At 71.2% G+C, this 17,818-nt stretch carries 14 protein-coding genes and 1 pseudogene; 13 read left to right on the plus strand and 2 right to left on the minus strand.

All coding sequences use genetic code 11. The annotated features are described in order from the left end of the window. The first annotated feature begins 135 nt into the window (after window positions 1-135). The 11 genes from hpnC to ACZ7LU_RS05720 all read left to right on the plus strand — a co-directional run bounded on the left by hpnC (window position 136) and on the right by ACZ7LU_RS05720 (window position 12,805). Window positions 136-1,035, plus strand: a complete 900-nt coding sequence (gene hpnC / locus ACZ7LU_RS05670) for a squalene synthase HpnC (protein WP_471915796.1) — start codon at window positions 136-138, stop codon at window positions 1,033-1,035. Then, window positions 1,032-1,982 (plus strand): presqualene diphosphate synthase HpnD, encoded by a 951-nt coding sequence (gene hpnD, locus ACZ7LU_RS05675; RefSeq protein WP_468303015.1) that lies wholly within the window; start codon window positions 1,032-1,034, stop codon window positions 1,980-1,982. Before hpnC ends, hpnD begins: the two co-directional genes overlap by 4 nt. Before the next feature lie 124 nt (window positions 1,983-2,106). Next, the gene (gene hpnE, locus ACZ7LU_RS05680; RefSeq protein ID WP_471916486.1) at window positions 2,107-3,516 is read left to right on the plus strand and encodes a hydroxysqualene dehydroxylase HpnE; all 1,410 of its coding nucleotides are present in this window, start codon (window positions 2,107-2,109) and stop codon (window positions 3,514-3,516) included. Beyond that, window positions 3,513-4,646 (plus strand): polyprenyl synthetase family protein, encoded by a 1,134-nt coding sequence (locus ACZ7LU_RS05685; protein WP_398299211.1) that lies wholly within the window; start codon window positions 3,513-3,515, stop codon window positions 4,644-4,646. Before hpnE ends, ACZ7LU_RS05685 begins: the two co-directional genes overlap by 4 nt. A 134-nt stretch (window positions 4,647-4,780) precedes the next feature. Further along, the gene (gene shc / locus ACZ7LU_RS05690) at window positions 4,781-6,850 is read left to right on the plus strand and encodes a squalene--hopene cyclase (RefSeq protein WP_471915797.1); all 2,070 of its coding nucleotides are present in this window, start codon (window positions 4,781-4,783) and stop codon (window positions 6,848-6,850) included. Next, window positions 6,850-7,503 (plus strand): phosphorylase family protein, encoded by a 654-nt coding sequence (locus ACZ7LU_RS05695; protein WP_398299207.1) that lies wholly within the window; start codon window positions 6,850-6,852, stop codon window positions 7,501-7,503. The genes shc and ACZ7LU_RS05695 overlap by 1 nt, the downstream gene beginning before the upstream one ends. Window positions 7,504-7,508: 5 nt before the next feature. Then, on the plus strand, window positions 7,509-8,531 hold the full coding sequence (gene hpnH / locus ACZ7LU_RS05700) for an adenosyl-hopene transferase HpnH (RefSeq protein WP_398299205.1): 1,023 nt from the start codon (window positions 7,509-7,511) through the stop codon (window positions 8,529-8,531). Window positions 8,532-8,618: 87 nt separating this feature from the next. Beyond that, on the plus strand, window positions 8,619-10,529 hold the full coding sequence (gene dxs, locus ACZ7LU_RS05705) for a 1-deoxy-D-xylulose-5-phosphate synthase (protein ID WP_471915798.1): 1,911 nt from the start codon (window positions 8,619-8,621) through the stop codon (window positions 10,527-10,529). After that, entirely contained in the window at window positions 10,526-11,911 is a 1,386-nt protein-coding gene (locus tag ACZ7LU_RS05710) for an aspartate aminotransferase family protein (protein ID WP_471915799.1), read from the plus strand. The genes dxs and ACZ7LU_RS05710 overlap by 4 nt, the downstream gene beginning before the upstream one ends. Window positions 11,912-11,999: 88 nt before the next feature. Continuing rightward, the gene (locus ACZ7LU_RS05715) at window positions 12,000-12,635 is read left to right on the plus strand and encodes a helix-turn-helix domain-containing protein (RefSeq protein ID WP_398299199.1); all 636 of its coding nucleotides are present in this window, start codon (window positions 12,000-12,002) and stop codon (window positions 12,633-12,635) included. A 53-nt stretch (window positions 12,636-12,688) separates the two neighbouring features. Continuing rightward, complete coding sequence (locus tag ACZ7LU_RS05720; protein WP_361169991.1) at window positions 12,689-12,805, plus strand: DUF6126 family protein; 117 nt, start codon at window positions 12,689-12,691, stop codon at window positions 12,803-12,805. 30 nt (window positions 12,806-12,835) lie between these two features. Here ACZ7LU_RS05720 and ACZ7LU_RS05725 read toward each other — a convergent pair whose 3' ends face one another. Then, complete coding sequence (locus ACZ7LU_RS05725; protein WP_471915800.1) at window positions 12,836-13,660, minus strand: tyrosine-protein phosphatase; 825 nt, start codon at window positions 13,658-13,660, stop codon at window positions 12,836-12,838. Between the two features lie 88 nt (window positions 13,661-13,748). Further along, on the minus strand, window positions 13,749-14,528 hold the full coding sequence (locus tag ACZ7LU_RS05730; RefSeq protein WP_471915801.1) for an ArsR/SmtB family transcription factor: 780 nt from the start codon (window positions 14,526-14,528) through the stop codon (window positions 13,749-13,751). 155 nt (window positions 14,529-14,683) lie between these two features. Here ACZ7LU_RS05730 and ACZ7LU_RS05735 point away from each other — a divergent pair. Further along, window positions 14,684-16,773, plus strand: a pseudogene (locus ACZ7LU_RS05735) (alpha-galactosidase). Between the two features lie 195 nt (window positions 16,774-16,968). Next, on the plus strand, window positions 16,969-17,802 hold the full coding sequence (locus ACZ7LU_RS05740; RefSeq protein ID WP_471915802.1) for an SGNH/GDSL hydrolase family protein: 834 nt from the start codon (window positions 16,969-16,971) through the stop codon (window positions 17,800-17,802). Window positions 17,803-17,818 lie beyond the last annotated feature (16 nt).

Here is a 17,818-nt window from a genome sequence, read left to right on the forward strand (position 1 = left end):
TGCTGATTCGCGGCAAGTGGGGCGATATCGCGCAGCGCCCCGGCTCGGAGCACGGTCCACCTCGGAGAGTGCTGGGCGGCGTGTCCGAAATAGGATGTATTGGGTCGGCAGTGTAGAACGGGAGATGTGACGGCAATGGCTACGGATGATCTCCGGCTCCGCGATGCATCCGCCGTCCTCGACAAGGCCGCGGACGAGAACTTCCCGGTGGCGCCGTTCTTCCTGCCCCGGGCCTGGCGCGACGACCTCATGGCCGTCTACGGCGTCGTGCGCCTCATCGACGACATCGGCGACGGCGACCTGGTGCCCGAGGCCGCCCACGCCCGCCATCTGGGCCTCGGCGGCGGCGACGCCGATGACCCGGCGCGGCTCCTGGACGCCGTCGAGGCGGACCTGGACAAGGTCTTCGGCGGCGGCGAGCCCGGCCACCCGCTGGTGCGCGCGCTGCGGCCGGCCGCCGAGCGCGGCACCCTGACGGCCGCCCCCTTTCTCGCCCTGATCGCGGCCAACCGCCAGGACCAGTCCGTCACGCGCTACGAGACGTACGACGACCTCGTGGCGTACTGCGCGCTCTCCGCGAACCCGATCGGCCGACTCGTCCTGGCCATCACCGGCACGGAGACCCCCGAGCGAATCCGGCACTCGGACGCCGTCTGCACCGGGCTGCAGATCGTCGAGCACATCCAGGACGTCGCCGAAGACCTGCGGCGCGGCCGCATCTACCTGCCCGTCGAGGACATGAAGCGGTTCCACGTGAGCGAGTCAGACCTGGCCCGGCCGACAGCGGGCGCGTCGGTGCGCGCGCTGGTCGCGTTCGAAGCGGAACGCGCCCGCGGCCTGCTGAATGAAGGCACCCCCCTGGTGGGTAGCGTCCACGGCAGGCTGAAGCTGCTGCTGGCCGGATTCGTGGGAGGGGGCAGGGCGGCGGTCCGGGCGATCGTGGCCGCCGGGTACGACGTCCTTCCCGGACCGCCCAGACCCACCAAGCCCCGCATGTTCCGCGAGGCGGGCGCCGTGCTGCGAGGAGAGGGGTGAGCCGGGCCGTGGAGTCGGATCCGCGCGTGTCCGCGCCGGTGCTCGCCGCCTACAGCTACTGCGAGACGGTGACAGGCCAGCAGGCGCGCAACTTCGCGTACGGCATCCGGCTGCTGCCGGCGCCCAAGCGCCGGGCCATGTCGGCGCTGTACGCGCTGTCGCGGCGGGTCGACGACATCGGGGACGGCGCGCTCGCCCCGGACGTCAAGGCGGACCGTCTCGAGGACACCAGGGCGCTGGTCGCCCGGATCCGCGCGGGAGGGGTGCAGGAGGACGACACCGACCCCGTCGCGGTCGCCCTCGCGCACGCCGCCGAGCACTTCCCCATCCCGATGGACGGCCTCGACGAGCTGATCGACGGCGTCCTCATGGACGTACGCGGCGCGACGTACGAGACGTGGGAGGACCTGAAGGTCTACTGCCGCTGTGTGGCCGGGGCGATCGGGCGGCTCTCGCTCGGCGTGTTCGGCACCGAGCGGGGGGCGCTCCATGCCGAGCGCGCGCCGGAGTATGCCGACACGCTCGGCCTCGCGCTCCAACTGACCAACATTCTCCGCGACGTTCGCGAGGACGCGCAGGACGGCCGGACGTACCTGCCCGCCGACGACCTCGCCAAGTTCGGCTGCTCCGCCGGGTTCTCCGGCGCCGAGCCGCCCGCGGGATCCGACTTCGCGGGCCTCGTCCACTTCGAAGTCCGCCGCGCGCGTGCCCTGTTCGCCGAGGGCTACCGCCTGCTGCCGATGCTGGACCGGCGCAGCGGTGCCTGTGTGGCGGCGATGGCCGGCATCTACCGCCGGCTCCTCGACCGCATAGAGCGGGAGCCCGAAGCGGTCCTGCGCGGCCGCGTCTCGCTGCCGGGCCGCGAGAAGGCGTACGTCGCCGTGCGCGGACTGTCCGGCCTCGACGCGCGGAACGTGTCACGACAGACCGTCCGGAGGCGTGTGTGATGAGCGTCCGGAGTGATCGTGGGACAGCTGGGACAACGTTCGCAAAGCGGCGGGCAACCCTCCGCTCCGTGGTCGCGTCCCAGACTGCAACGGCCGAAGGGGTGGGTGCATGAAGAGGGAAGACATGCAGCCCGAGGGGCTGATCGAGAACGCCGGAGGCCGTCCCGCAGGGGCGGCCGCAGTGGTGGTCGGCGGCGGCCTCGCCGGCATCACCGCCGCGCTCGCGCTCGCCGACGCGGGACTGCGCGTGACGCTGCTCGAAGGGCGGCCGCGGCTCGGCGGGCTCGCGTTCTCCTTCCGCCGCGGCGCGCTGACCGTCGACAACGGCCAGCACGTCTACCTGCGCTGCTGCACCGCCTACCGATGGTTCCTCGACCGCGTCGACGGCGCGCACCTCGCGCCCCTGCAGGAACGTCTCGACGTGCCCGTCCTCGACGCCGACCGCAACCGGCTCGGCCGGCTGCGGCGCACCGCGCTGCCCGTGCCCCTGCACCTGGCGGCGAGCCTCGCGACGTATCCCCACCTGTCGGTCGCCGAGCGTGCCAAGGTGGGGCGTGCGGCGCTCGCCCTCAAGGGGCTCGACCCGGCCGATCCGGCGCTCGACGGCCAGGACTTCGGCAGCTGGCTGGCCAGGCACGGCCAGTCGCCGCGCGCCGTCGAGGCGCTCTGGGACCTGGTGGGCGTCGCGACGCTCAACGCCGTCGCGGGCGACGCCTCCCTCGGGCTCGCCGCGATGGTCTTCAAGACCGGGCTGCTCTCGGAACCGGGCGCCGCCGACATCGGCTGGGCCCGGGCACCCCTCGGTGACCTGCACGACACACTGGCCCGCAAGGCGCTCGACGCCGCGGGCGTCCGTACGGAACTGAAAGCCCGCGTCACCTCCATCTCCCGTACGGAGAACGGCGGTTGGCGCGTGGAGGTGCCCGGCGAGACCCTGGAGGCCGACTCCGTCGTGCTCGCCGTGCCGCAGCACGAGACGCACGACCTCCTCCCGGACGGCGCGCTCGACCAGTCCGACCGGCTGCTCGACATCGACACCGCGCCGATCCTCAACCTCCATGTCGTCTACGACCGGAAGGTGCTGAAGCGGCCGTTCTTCGCCGCCATCGGCTCGCCCGTCCAGTGGGTCTTCGACCGGACCGAGGCCTCCGGGCTCACCGAGGGGCAGTACCTGGCGGTCTCTCAGTCGGCCGCCCAGGACGAGATCGACGCGCCCGTCGCCGCACTGCGCGAGCGCTATCTCCCCGAGCTGGAGCGGCTGCTGCCCGCGGCACACGGCGCCGAGGTGCGGGACTTCTTCGTCACCCGGGAGCGGACGGCGACGTTCGCCCCCACCCCCGGCGTCGGCAGGCTCCGCCCCGGTGCCCGCACCAAGGCCCGCGGCCTGTACCTCGCGGGCGCGTGGACCGCGACCGGCTGGCCCGCGACCATGGAGGGCGCCGTCCGCAGCGGCCTCAGCGCGGCCGAAGCGGCCCTCTCCACCCTCGACCGCCCCCGTGATCACCTCTTCGCGTTCGAGGAGGCGGTGGCGTGAAGCTCGACCTGCTGGGGTCAGGTCCCCAGAGAAACAGCACCGGAACAAGAGGAGAAACTGTGCCGACTGTGCCCTCGGCCGAGAAAACGGCTGCCGACACGGTGGACGTGACCTCACTGCTCGAACAGGGAAGGACGCTGGCCACCCCGGTGCTGCGGGCCGCGGTGGACCGCCTCGCGCCGCCCATGGACACCGTCGCCGCCTACCACTTCGGCTGGATCGACGCCGAGGGCAACCCGTCCGACGGCGACGGCGGCAAGGCCGTGCGTCCCGCGCTCGCCCTGCTCTCCGCCGAGGCCGCGGGCGCGGCCCCCGAGATCGGCGTCCCCGGCGCGGTCGCCGTCGAGCTCGTGCACAACTTCTCGCTGCTGCACGACGACCTGATGGACGGCGACGAGCAGCGCAGGCACCGCGACACGGTGTGGAAGGTGCACGGTCCCGCACAGGCCATCCTCGTCGGCGACGCCCTCTTCGCGCTCGGCAACGAAATCCTCCTGGAGCTCGGCACCGTCGAGGCGGGCCGCGCCACCCGCCGCCTCATCACCGCCACGCGTGCGCTGATCGACGGCCAGGCGCAGGACATCAGCTACGAGCACCGCGACCGGGTCACGGTCGAGGAGTGCCTGGAGATGGAGGGCAAGAAGACCGGCGCCCTGCTCGCCTGCGCGGTCTCCATCGGCGCCGTCCTCGGCGGTGCCGACGACCACACCGCCGACACGCTGGAGAAGTACGGCTACCACCTCGGCCTCGCCTTCCAGGCCGTGGACGACCTGCTCGGCATCTGGGGCGACCCGGAGGCCACCGGCAAGCAGACGTGGAGCGATCTGCGGCAGCGCAAGAAGTCGCTGCCCGTGGTCGCCGCGCTCGCCGCGGGCGGCCCCGCCTCCGAGCGGCTCGGCGAGCTGCTCACCGCCGACTCCAAGAGCAGCGACTTCGAGAACTTCTCCGAGGACGAGTTCGCCGCGCGCGCCGCCCTGATCGAAGAGGCGGGCGGCCGCGAGTGGACCGCCAAGGAGGCCCGGCGCCAGCACGCCATCGCCATCGAGGCGCTGGACCACGTCCAGATGCCGGACCGGGTGCGGGCGCAGCTCGTCGCGCTCGCCGACTTCGTCGTCGTACGAGAGAAGTGATCACTATCGCGCGGATATCCGAGTTGCCCGGGGGGTGACCCCCGGGCTCCCAGGCAGTCGCCGGCCGGCGCCCCGCGCCGGCCGACGGCGGACCCACAGCAGACGTAGCCACCGCACTGCACGAAGGGGAAGCCATGACAGCGACGACCGACGGAAGCACCGGAGCGGCCACGCCCCGCGCAGCCTCGGCCAGCCAGCCCACCGAACCCATCGAAGCCCTTGAGCAGGTCGACGGCATCGACCGCGTCGACACAGCCGGCCCCATCGAGACGATCGCCGCGCCGGCGAGTACCCGCGAGGCCGCCGAGCGCGCCATGCGGCGCTCCACAGACTTCCTGCTCTCCCGCCAGGACGCCGAAGGCTGGTGGAAGGGCGACCTCGAGACCAATGTGACCATGGACGCCGAGGACCTCCTCCTGCGGCAGTTCCTCGGCATCCGGGACGAGCACACCACGCACGCCGCCGCGCTCTTCATCCGCGGCGAGCAGCGCGACGACGGCACCTGGGCCACCTTCTTCGGCGGGCCCGGCGAACTCTCCACCACCATCGAGGCGTACGTCGCGCTGCGCCTGGCCGGCGACCGGCCCGACGACCCGCACATGGCGAAGGCCGCCGCGTGGATCCGCGAGCAGGGCGGCATCGCCCGGGCCCGGGTCTTCACCCGGATCTGGCTCGCCCTGTTCGGCTGGTGGAAGTGGGACGACCTGCCCGAACTCCCGCCGGAGCTCATCTACTTCCCCAAGTGGGTCCCGCTCAACATCTACGACTTCGGCTGCTGGGCGCGGCAGACCATAGTGCCGCTCACCATCGTGTCCGCCAAGCGGCCCGTGCGGCCCGCGCCCTTCGCCCTGGACGAGCTGCACGCCGACCCGCGCGATCCGAGCCCCGCCAAACCCCTCGCGCCCGTGGCGAGTTGGGACGGCGTCTTCCAGCGGCTCGACAAGGCGCTGCACGTCTACCACAAGGTCGCGCCGCGCCGGCTGCGCAAGGCCGCGATGAACAGCGCCGCCCGCTGGATCATCGAACGCCAGGAGAACGACGGCTGCTGGGGCGGGATCCAGCCGCCCGCCGTCTACTCCGTCATCGCGCTGCACCTGCTCGGCTACGACCTGGAGCACCCCGTCCTGAAGGCCGGGCTCGCCTCGCTCGACCGGTTCGCCGTGTGGCGTAAGGACGGCGCGCGCATGATCGAGGCCTGCCAGTCGCCCGTGTGGGACACCTGCCTGGCGACCATCGCGCTCGCCGACGCCGGACTGCCCGCGGACCACCCGCAGTTGGTCAAGGCCGCCGACTGGATGCTCAGCGAGCAGATCGTACGGCCGGGGGACTGGTCGGTGCGCAGGCCCGAACTGGCCCCCGGCGGCTGGGCGTTCGAGTTCCACAACGACAACTACCCCGACATCGACGACACCGCCGAGGTCGCCCTCGCGCTGCGCCGGGTCGCACACCCGGACCGGGCGCGCGTGGAGAACGCCATCGAGCGCGGAGTGCGCTGGAACCTCGGCATGCAGTCGAAGAACGGCGCCTGGGGCGCCTTCGACGTCGACAACACCAGCCCCTTCCCCAACCGCCTGCCGTTCTGCGACTTCGGCGAGGTCATCGACCCGCCGTCCGCCGACGTCACAGGACACGTCGTGGAGATGCTCGCCGTCGAGGGCAGGACCCACGACCCGCGCACCCGGCGCGGCATCGAGTGGCTCCTCGCCGAACAGGAGCCCGACGGCGGATGGTTCGGCCGCTGGGGCGTCAACTACCTCTACGGCACGGGGTCGGTGGTGCCCGCGCTGATCACGGCGGGCCTGCCCGCCTCGCATCCCGCGATCCGCCGGGCCGTGCGGTGGCTGGAGTCCGTGCAGAACGACGACGGCGGCTGGGGCGAGGACCTGCGCTCCTACCGCGACCGCGGCTGGGTCGGGCGCGGCACGTCGACCGCGTCGCAGACCGCCTGGGCGCTGCTCGCGCTGCTCTCGGCCGGTGAGCGCGAGGCCAAGTCCGTGGAGCGGGGCGTCGCCTGGCTCGCCGCGACGCAGCGCGAGGACGGCTCCTGGGACGAGCCGTACTTCACCGGCACCGGCTTCCCCTGGGACTTCTCCATCAACTACCACCTGTACCGGCAGGTGTTCCCGCTCACCGCCCTCGGCAGGTACGTCCACGGAGAGCCCTTCGCCGGCGGCTCCGGCGCCCACGTCGGCAAGGGCAGCTGATGGACGGGACCCCGGCTCCGCGGCCGGGCCCCGCGCCGCTGCTGATCGCCTGTGCGCTCGGCATCGAACGCCTCGCCCTGCGCACCGGCGACCGCAGCGGCGCGCCGGACACCATGACCGTGCTGCGCACCGGCATGGGCCCCAAGAACGCCGAGCGCGCCGTCAGCGGTGCGCTCGGAGAGGAAACCCTGCGCGACGCGGCCGTTCTGGCCACCGGCTTCTGTGCCGGACTCGCCCCCGGCATGCACCCCGGCGACCTCGTCGTCGCCGCGGAGACCAGGGACACGCGCGGCAGCACGCCTTGTACGGGAACCGGTCTGCTGGTCGAGGAGCTGGCGCGGGCCATGCCCGGCCGCGCCGTGCACACCGGACCGCTCACCGGTTCCGACCACGTCGTCCGCGGACCCGAGCGCGGCGCCCTCCTGGCCACCGGCGCGATCGCCGTGGACATGGAGTCCGCCGCCACGCTGCACAGTGCCGTACGCGCCGGACAGCGGCCCGTTGCCGCCGTCCGGGTGGTCGTGGATGCCCCACAGCACGAACTCGTCCGCATCGGCACGGTACGCGGTGGAATATCGGCTTTCCGCGTTCTTCGTGCCGTGCTCCCCGCTTTCTTTGAATGGCACCGTTCTTCGCTGCTCCCCCGGAGGTGAGCCAGATGGCCATGCCGCTTCGTCAGTCCATCAAGGTAGCTACGTATCTCTTTGAACAGAAGCTGCGCAAGCGCGACAAGTTTCCGCTGATCGTCGAATTGGAACCGCTCTTCGCCTGCAACCTGAAGTGCGAGGGGTGCGGAAAGATCCAGCACCCGGCCGGGGTCCTGAAGCAGCGCATGCCGGTGGCCCAGGCCGTGGGCGCCGTTCTCGAATCGGGTGCGCCGATGGTCTCCATCGCCGGCGGCGAGCCCTTGATGCACCCTCAGATCGACGAGATCGTACGTCAGTTGGTCGCGAGGAAGAAGTACGTATTCCTCTGCACCAACGCCATGCTGTTGCGCAAGAAGATCGAGAAGTTCACGCCGTCGCCGTACTTCGCGTTCGCCGTGCACATCGACGGCATGCGGGAGCGGCACGACGAGTCCGTTGCGAAGGAAGGCGTGTTCGACGAGGCGGTGGCGGCCATCAAGGAGGCCAAGAAGCGCGGTTTCCGCGTCACCACCAATTCCACCTTCTTCAACACGGACACCCCGCAGACCATCATCGAGGTCCTGAACTTCCTCAACGACGACCTGAAGGTCGACGAGATGATGCTGTCGCCCGCCTACGCCTACGAGAAGGCGCCCGACCAGGAGCACTTCCTCGGTGTCGAGCAGACCCGCGAACTCTTCAAGAAGGCCTTCGCGGGCGGCAACCGGCTGCGCTGGCGGCTGAACCACTCGCCGCTCTTCCTGGACTTCCTGGAGGGCAAGGCGGACTTCCCGTGCACCGCGTGGGCGATCCCGAACTACTCGCTCTTCGGCTGGCAGCGCCCCTGCTACCTGATGAGCGACGGTTACGTCCCCACGTACCGGCAGCTCATCGAGGAGACCGACTGGGACAAGTACGGCCGCGGCAAGGACCCGCGCTGCGCCAACTGCATGGCGCACTGCGGCTACGAACCGACCGCCGTCCTCGCCACCATGGGCTCCCTCAAGGAATCCATCCGTGCCGCCCGCGAGACGGTGTCGGGGAACCGCGGGTGACGTCATGAACGGGCCGGCAGGGGGCGCTCCGACAGGGGTGCCCCCTGCCACCGTGAGCTGAGAACAATTCGGAGAGGGGGCTCGAGCATGACCATTCTCGACACCATTCGGGGGCCACGGGATCTGAAGAAGCTCTCCGGGGCCGAGCTCGACGAACTGGCGGGGGAGATCAGGGAGTTCCTGGTGCACGCGGTCGCCAGGACAGGGGGTCATCTCGGGCCCAATCTCGGGGTGGTGGAACTCTCCATCGCCCTCCACCGGGTCTTCGAGTCGCCGGTCGACCGGCTCGTGTGGGACACCGGCCACCAGAGCTATGTGCACAAGCTGCTCACCGGGCGGCAGGACTTCTCCAAGCTGCGCGGCAAGGGCGGCCTCTCCGGCTACCCCTCGCGCGAGGAGTCCGAGCACGACATCGTCGAGAACAGCCACGCCTCGACCGCGCTCGGCTGGGCCGACGGCCTCGCCAAGGCGCGCCAGGTCCTCGGCGAGCGGGGGCACGTCGTCGCCGTCATCGGGGACGGGGCGCTCACCGGGGGCATGGCCTGGGAAGCGCTGAACAACATCGCGGCCGCGAAGAACCGCCCGCTGATCATCGTCGTCAACGACAACGAACGTTCGTACGCCCCGACCATCGGCGGCCTCGCCGACCACCTCGCCACCCTCCGTACGACGGACGGCTACGAGCGGGTCCTCGCCTGGGGGAAGGACATGCTCCAGCGCACCCCCGTCGTCGGCCGGCCACTGTACGAGTCGCTGCACGGCGCGAAGAAGGGCTTCAAGGACGCCTTCGCGCCGCAGGGGATGTTCGAGGATCTGGGACTCAAGTACGTCGGGCCGATCGACGGGCACGACATCGGTGCCGTCGAGTCGGCGCTGCGCCGCGCGAAGCGCTTCCACGGCCCCGTGCTCATCCACTGTCTGACCGAGAAGGGCCGCGGTTTCGAACCCGCGCTCGCCGACGAGGCGGACCGCTTCCACACCGTGGGCGTCATGGACCCGCTCACCTGCGAGCCGCTCGCCCCCTCCAACGGCCCCTCCTGGACCTCGGTGTTCGGGGACGAGATCGTCCGCATCGGCGCCGAGCGCGACGACGTCGTCGCCATCACCGCGGCGATGCTCGGCCCGGTCGGCCTGACGAAGTTCGCGGCGGCCTACCCCGACCGGGTGTGGGACGTCGGCATCGCCGAGCAGCACGCCGCGGTGTCGGCCGCGGGACTCGCCACGGGTGGCCTGCATCCGGTCGTCGCGGTGTACGCCACCTTCCTCAACCGCGCCTTCGACCAACTCCTGATGGACGTGGCGCTGCACCGGTGCGGCGTCACCTTCGTGCTCGACCGCGCGGGCGTCACGGGTGTCGACGGCGCCTCGCACAACGGCATGTGGGACATGTCCGTCCTTCAGGTCGTGCCGGGGCTGCGGATCGCCGCGCCGCGCGACGCCGAGCAACTGCGGGCGCAGCTGCGGGAGGCGGTCGCCGTGGACGACGCGCCGACCCTCGTCCGGTTCCCCAAGGAGTCGGTGGGGCCCGAGATCCCCGCCGTGGACCGCATCGGCGGCATGGACGTGCTGTCCCGGGAACCGGACCCGGACGTGCTGCTCGTCGCGGTCGGGGTGATGGCGCCGGTCTGCCTGCAGGCCGCCGAACTGCTCAGGGCGCGCGGGCTGCGCTGCACCGTCGTCGACCCGCGCTGGGTCAAGCCGGTCGACCCCGAGCTGCCCGGGCTCGCGGCGGGGCACCGCGTCGTCGCCGTCGTCGAGGACAACAGCCGAGCCGCCGGGGTCGGCGCGGCGGTCGCGCTGGCGCTCGGCGACGCCGAAGTGGACGTCCCCGTCCGGCGGTTCGGCATTCCCGAGCAGTTCCTCGCGCACGCCAAGCGGGGCGAGGTCCTCGCCGACCTCGGCCTCACCCCGGTCGAGATCGCGGGCCGGATCAGCGCCACGCTGGCGGCCAAGGAGGACGCGCACACGTACGGTTCTGGCAAGGAGCACAGCGTATGACCAAGGAGTTCGACCTCGGCAGGCTCCTCGCCGAGCGGGGCGCCGAGCGGTACGACCTGCACGCCCGGCACCTCAACCACCAACTGCCGCGCATGCTGCACACCATCGGCTTCGACAAGGTCTACGAGCGGGCCGAGGGCGCGTACTTCTGGGACGCGGAGGGCGACGACTACCTCGACATGCTCGCGGGCTTCGGCGTGATGGGCCTCGGCCGGCACCACCCCGTCGTACGCAAGGCGCTGCACGACGTCCTCGACGCCTCCCTCGCCGACCTCACCCGGTTCGACTGCCAGCCGCTGCCCGGCCTGCTCGCCGAGCGGCTGCTCACGCACAGCCCGCACCTGGACCGGGTGTTCTTCGGCAACAGCGGCACGGAGGCCGTCGAGACGGCGCTGAAGTTCGCCCGTTACGCGACCGGGAAACCGCGGGTGCTCTACTGCACGCACGCCTTCCACGGGCTGACCACCGGCTCCCTCTCCGTCAACGGCGAGGACGGGTTCCGGGACGGCTTCGCGCCGCTGCTGCCGGACACCGCGGTGCCGCTCGGAGATCTGGACGCGCTGCGCCGGGAGTTGCGGAAGGGCGATGTCGCCGGGCTGATCGTCGAGCCCATCCAGGGCAAGGGCGTGCACGAGAGCCCGCCCGGATATCTGCGCGCCGCCCAGGAGTTGCTGCACCGCCACAAAGCGCTGCTGATCGCCGACGAGGTGCAGACGGGCCTCGGCAGGACCGGTGAGTTCTACGCCTACCAGCACGAGGAGGGCGTCGAGCCCGACCTGGTCTGCGTGGCCAAGGCGCTGTCGGGCGGCTATGTGCCGGTCGGCGCGACACTCGGCAAGGACTGGATCTTCAAGAAGGTCTACTCGTCGATGGACCGGGTGCTCGTGCACTCGGCGAGCTTTGGCTCGAACGCGCAGGCCATGGCGGCGGGCCTCGCCGTCCTGTCGGTGATGGAGGACGAGAAGGTCGTCGAGAACGCCCGGGTCACGGGGGAGCTGCTCAGGTCCCGGCTGGCCGCCCTCGTCGACCGCTATGAGCTGCTGAGCGAGGTGCGCGGCCGCGGACTGATGATCGGCATCGAGTTCGGGCGGCCCAAGTCGCTGAAGCTGCGCGGGCGTTGGAAGATGCTGCAGGCGGCCCGCAAGGGGCTCTTCGCGCAGATGGTCGTCGTACCGCTGCTGAAGAAACACCGCATCCTCACCCAGGTGTCCGGGGACCACCTGGAGGTCATCAAGCTGATTCCGCCGCTGATCGTGGGGGAGCGGGAGGTCGACCGGTTCGTGACGGCCTTCACCGCCGTGATGGACGAGGCGCACAGCGGCGGCGGACTGATGTGGGACTTCGGCAGGACACTGGTGAAGCAGGCGGTCGCGAACCGCTGAGCGGCCGGCCGAACGGCCGCGGGACGAGCGTTTTTGCCTCTCGGGCAAGAAAGTTGCCCGAGAGGCAAGGCTCTGGCTCAATCGGAACATGAGCCCTGCCGAGCCCGCCGGGGCGGCGGATCCGCCCGAGACGGCCGAATCGCTGCCCGCCGTCGCGCCCCAGCTGCGCGAACTGCGCCGCCGCGCGTCCCTCACCCTGGAGGCCGCCGCCCGCACTGCCGGGCTCTCGCCCGCCCATCTGTCCCGCCTGGAGACCGGGCAGCGCCAGCCGTCGCTGCCGATGCTGCTCGCGCTCGCACGTGTCTACGGTACGACGGTCTCCGAACTGCTCGGCGAGACGGTCGCCGACCGGGACGCGGTCGTCCGCGCGGCGGACATGGAACCGACCGCCGCCGGCGGCTGGACCTACTGGCAGGCGGGCGCCTCGGGCCGGGGCATGCAGGCACTGCGCGTCCACGTGCCGCACGGCGCGCAGGGGGACATCGTGCGCGTGCACCCCGGCGAGGAGTGGTTGTACGTCCTGAAGGGACGGCTGCGGCTGCGCCTCGGCGACACCGCGCACACCCTCGCCCCGGGGGACAGCGCGCACTTCGACTCGCTGACCCCGCACCGGATCGCCGCCGCCGACCGGGGCGGCGTCGATCTCCTCTTCGTCCACACGCTGCTGCAGAGCCCCGCCACCGCGCTGTGCCTCGGTGGCCCCACTCAGGGAGACCCGACATGACGGAACCGGAACAGCAGGGACCGGCCCAGCCGAAGCGGCCCTCACCCAGCACCATGGAGGAGAAGTTCCCCCGGGCGCTCTGGGTCCGCCTGATCATCTATGTGGCAGTGGGCCACATCTTCGCGGCCTTCATCTACCTGCTGTTCGAGCTGGGCGCGAAGAACCAGTAGGGGAAGGAACAGCCGATGGCGGGCGTCCGCTCAGTCGAGCAGGCGCTCGCGGAGACGCTCACGGGTCTCGGCGCTCACCTTGAGACCGTCCGAGAGATAGGTGTCGACGTCGCCCCAGGTCTGCTCGATCGTCTCGTAGGCCGCCGCCAGGTACTCGGCGCGGGCGTCGAAGAGCGGGTCGAGGAGCTCCATGACCTCGGGCGACATCGCGTTCGCGGAGCTGTCCGAGCGGTGCACCTTGTAGCGGCGGTGCTTCACGTTCGACTCGAGGTAGTCCGCCTCGATCGCGTCGCGCTCCACGCCGACGGCGAGGAGCGTGACGGCTATGGACAGGCCCGCGCGGTCCTTGCCCGCCGCGCAGTGCATGAGCGCCGGGACGCTGTCCTCGGCGAGCGCGTGCAGCACCTTGCTGTGCTCGGCGGTGCGCTCCTTGATGATCGTGCGGTACGCCGTCTCCATCCGGGCCGCACCCCGGCCGTCCGAGAGGATCGAGCGCAGCTGGTCGAGGTCGCCGTCGCGCACCATCTTCCAGAACTCGGCGCCGTCGGCCGGGTCGGTCAGCGGCAGGTTCACGTTGCGCACGCCCGGCAGCGCGATGTCCGGGCCTTCGAGGCGCTGGTCGGCGGCGTTGCGGAAGTCGAAGATCGTGTGCAGGCCCAGCGAGGAGAGGAACTCGGCGTCGGCCGCGGTGGCGTGCGCGAGGTGACCGCTGCGGAAGAGGCGGCCCTGGCGGACGCGGCGACCGTCCACCGTCGGGAGCCCGCCCACGTCACGGAAGTTGCGCACTCCGGAGAGCTCGGGCTCTGACAGCGCTGACACCTCTGACAGATCTGTCGGCGGGACCTGCTGCGTCACGGGCTCTCCTCAGGCTCTTCGGCCGGCGCGGCTCGCCGGTGGGTGCGCCTTTGACGATACGACATGCGTTCTTGGGACGATCACCCCTTCAGGCGAGGGGTTCGCCGGTCTCCAGGAGCGTCTTGAGGCTGGAGAGAATCGCCGGCCAGCCCTGGCTGCACATGGAGTGCAGGGTGCCGGACGGGTCGAACTCGTGCGTGACGGTGAGCTTGACCTGGTCGCCGTGGGGCTCCAGGTCGAAGGTGACCCGCGAGCGGCGCTCGCTCGCGAGGCGTGCGCGCAGCTCCTCGTCGATGCCGTTCGCCTCGGCCCACTGCGGGCTGAAGGTGTGCCAGGTGTAAGCGAGGCGGCGATGCGGTTCGTGGACCAGGACGATCTGCTCGGGGTCCTCGGTCGTGGCCCCCGTCTCGGTCCAGGTCATCGGGGAGCCCTGCGCCCAGTCCGTGCCGAAGCTGACACCCCAGTAACGGTGCGTGAAGGCCGGGTCGGTGAGCGCCTGCCAGAGCCGTTCCGGGGTGGTGCGGATGTACGTCGTATACACGAACGTCTTACTGTCCATGGGTGTCTGCTCCAATGCTCTCTTCAGGTCCGCGAGGGCGTTGACCCGGTCGCGGTCGAACTGGCTGATCCACCGCCCGGCGATGGCGTTGATCGGTGCGGCATTGAGGTAGTGCAGCTTTTCCCGCCCCTGCCGCACCGTGGTCACCAGCTGGGCGTCCTCCAGCACGGCCAGGTGCTTGCTGACCGACTGGCGGGCCATGTCCAGACCCGCGCACAGCTCCCGCAAGGTCTGGCCGTTCCGGTCCCGCAGCCGGTCCAGCAGCTCCCGCCGCACCGGATCCCCCAGCGCCTTGAACGCCGCGTCCACCTTCCGTCACCCCCAGTCAGGCAGCCAGGCGGCTGCATCTCAATGTTTGGCAGCCCGACGGCTGCATGTCAACCAGAGAGCTGACACGAGCAGAGATGGCACGATGGCGGACGAGCGCGTGCCCAGTGGAACTCCATGGATCGGGCGGGGGCCTGATGATCGAGACCGGTGCCGATGGCCGTACGTGGCTGCTCTCCGGACCCAGGAGCAGCTACGCCCTGCGGCTGACGGAACACGATGAACTCCTGCACCTCCACTGGGGGCCGCGGATCGCCCTCGCCGACGCGGAGGCGCTGGCCGCCGAGCCGCTGCCGCCCGAGCGGCCCTTCGAGTCGTGGCTCGACGGGCGTGAGGAGTATCCGGTGGAGGGCGGGCCGCGCTTCGTGCCGCCTGCCCTCTCGGTGCGTGGCGGCGGCGTGCGAGGCACCGAGTGGCGGTACGAGAACTCCGTGGCCGACGAGGACGAGCTCCAGCTCCACTTCCTCGACTCCGTGCACCAGCTGCAGATCACGCTCATCTACCGGCTGCGCGGGGACGTCGTCGAGCGACAGGTCGCCCTCACGCACCGGGGACGGTTCGGCACGCCGGACCTTGAGCTGCTGCGGGAGGACCCGGCGACCTGGACGCTGCCCCGGCGGGACCGCTGGCGCCTGTCGCAGCTGCACGGCCGCTGGGCGGCCGAGTCACGGCTGACGCGCGCCGACCTCACGTACGGCGAAAAGGTCATCGGCAGCCGGCGCGGCCACACCGGCCACCACCACCTGCCCTGGGTCGCACTCGACGAGGGTGACGCCACCGAGGAGAGCGGCGAGGTCTACAGCTGCGCGCTCGCCTGGTCCGGTTCGTGGCGCATCTCCGTGCACCAACTGCCGGACGGCGCCGTGCAGATCACCGGCGGCAGTGGGCACGACGACTCCGGCCAGCAGCTCCTCGCACCGGGCACGGCCGTCGCCACCCCCGTCTTCGCGGGCCTGTGGACCGACCGCGGCTTCGGCGGCGCCAGCCGTGCCTGGCACGCCTACCAGCGCGCGCACGTGATCCCGGACGCCGACACGCCCCGCCCCGTCCTCTACAACTCCTGGGAAGCCACCGGCTTCGACATCTCCGAGGGGCAGCAGCGCAGGCTCGCCCGACGGGCCGCGGCGCTCGGCGTGGAACTCTTCGTCGTCGACGACGCGTGGTTCGGCGAGCGGGTCAGCGACCGGGCGGGCCTCGGCGACTGGTTCCCCAACCCCGACCGCTTCCCCGGCGGCCTCGGCCCGCTCGCCCACGAGGTGCACGAACTCGGGATGCGGTTCGGCATCTGGGTGGAACCGGAGATGGTCAACCCCGACAGCGACCTCTACCGCGCCCACCCCGACTGGGTGCAGCACCAACCCGGCCGTACGCGCACGGAGTACCGCAACCAGCTCGTCCTCGACCTCACGCGGGAGGACGTCCGCGCGCACCTGTGGCGGCGGCTCGACGAACTCCTCTCCAGCGCGCCCATCGACTACGTGAAGTGGGACTTCAACCGCTCCTTCACCGACGTCGGCCGACCCGGCGCGCCCTACCCGCAACGGCTCTGGTCAGGTCATACGCACGCCCTGTACGACCTGCTCGACCGGCTCCGCGCGGCGCATCCCACCGTGGCCTTCGAGTCCTGCTCGGGCGGCGGCGGACGGATCGACCTCGGCATCCTCTCCCGCACCGACCAGGTGTGGACCTCCGACAACACGACCCGCTGGACCGGCTGGCCATCCAGCACGGCTTCAGCCAGCTGCATCCCGCCCGCGTGATGGCCGCCTGGGTCACCGACAGCCCCAACACCCAGCTGAACGGCCGGACCAGCTCGCTGTGCTTCCGGTTCGTGAGCGCCATGGCGGGTGTGCTCGGCATCGGCGGCGATCTCACGCGATGGACCGAGGGCGAGCTCGCCGAGGCGCGCGACTGGGTGGATCTCTACAAGGAGATCAGGCCCGTGGTGCAGCTCGGCGACCTCTACCGGCTGCGTCCGCCGGGGGAGGGGCTGAGTGCCGTGCAGTACGTGCGGGGCGACGAGTCCGTCGTCCTGGCCTGGCTGCGGGCGCAGGCGTACGGGGAGGAGCCGGCACCGGTGCGGCTGCGCGGGCTCGACCCGGCGGCGGCCTACTTCTGCCCGGACACGGGGGAGACCCACCGGGGTGCGGTGCTGCTCCACCATGGGCTGCGGACCGGGCTCAAGGGAGACCTGGACGCGGCGGTGTTCCGGCTGCGACGGGCGTGACGTGCGGCGAAAACAGGGGTGACGGGCGGCGCCTGCGGGCGTGACGTGCCGCGAAAACGGGCGTGACGTGCGGCAAAAGGTGGATCGTGCACTTATTCCGAGTTGGGTGAATCTTGACCGGTGGCTTATCTCACCCACCGTCAACCCCTCCCTACGGTGGCGTAGGTCACTTAGGGAGGTGAAGGATGTGACGTCGTGAGCGCAGAGTCGACAACCTTCATCCACCACCCCAACAACAACCGCGTATTCAACTCCTACGCAGCGGTCGGCGACAGCTTCACCGAAGGCGTGGGCGACCCGGGCCCCGACGGCACCTTCGTCGGCTGGGCCGACCGCCTCGCGGTCCTGCTGGACGACCGGGTACCCGAGCACACCTTCCGGTATGCCAACCTCGCCGTCCGCGGGAAGCTCCTCGACCAGATCGTGGAGGACCAGCTGCCGCGGGCCAAGGAGCTCGCCCCCGACCTGGCGACGTTCTGCGCCGGGGGCAACGACATCATCCGGCCCGGCACCGATCCCGACGAGGTCGCCGAGCGGTTCGAGCGGGCCGTCGCCGACCTCACGTCGGCGGTCGGCACGGTCATGGTCACCACCGGCTTCGACACCCGTGGCGTCGCGGTGCTCAAGCATCTGCGCGGCAAGATCGCCACGTACAACATGCACGTCCGTGCCATCGCCGACCGGTACGGGTGCCCCGTGCTCGACCTGTGGTCCCTCAAGACCGTCCAGGACCGCCGGGCCTGGGACGGCGACCGGCTGCACCTCTCCGCCGAGGGCCACACGCGCGTGGCGCTGCGCGCCGGTCAGGTCCTGGGCCTCGACGTGCCCGCGGACCCCGACCAGGCGTGGCCTCCGATGCCGCCGCGCGGCACGCTGGAGGTGCGGCGCGACGACATCCACTGGGCGCGCGAGTACCTGGTGCCGTGGATCGGGCGGCGCCTGCGGGGCGAGAGCTCCGGGGACCACGTGGAGGCGAAGGGCTTCCGCAACCTCGACACCCTCAAGCTGCAGATCGGGGCCGCTTCCTGAGCGGACGAGCCCGTAC

This window comes from Streptomyces sp. NPDC039462 (genome assembly GCF_055639375.1).

Coding starts and splice junctions, on each gene's coding strand:
- hpnC (WP_471915796.1), top strand. CDS start 136: ATGGCTACGGATGATCTCCGGCTCCGCGATGCATCCGCCGTCCTCGAC.
- hpnH (WP_398299205.1), top strand. CDS start 7,509: ATGGCCATGCCGCTTCGTCAGTCCATCAAGGTAGCTACGTATCTCTTT.
- ACZ7LU_RS05695 (WP_398299207.1), top strand. CDS start 6,850: ATGGACGGGACCCCGGCTCCGCGGCCGGGCCCCGCGCCGCTGCTGATC.
- shc (WP_471915797.1), top strand. CDS start 4,781: ATGACAGCGACGACCGACGGAAGCACCGGAGCGGCCACGCCCCGCGCA.
- ACZ7LU_RS05720 (WP_361169991.1), top strand. CDS start 12,689: ATGGAGGAGAAGTTCCCCCGGGCGCTCTGGGTCCGCCTGATCATCTAT.
- ACZ7LU_RS05715 (WP_398299199.1), top strand. CDS start 12,000: ATGAGCCCTGCCGAGCCCGCCGGGGCGGCGGATCCGCCCGAGACGGCC.
- dxs (WP_471915798.1), top strand. CDS start 8,619: ATGACCATTCTCGACACCATTCGGGGGCCACGGGATCTGAAGAAGCTC.
- ACZ7LU_RS05710 (WP_471915799.1), top strand. CDS start 10,526: ATGACCAAGGAGTTCGACCTCGGCAGGCTCCTCGCCGAGCGGGGCGCC.
- hpnE (WP_471916486.1), top strand. CDS start 2,107: ATGCAGCCCGAGGGGCTGATCGAGAACGCCGGAGGCCGTCCCGCAGGG.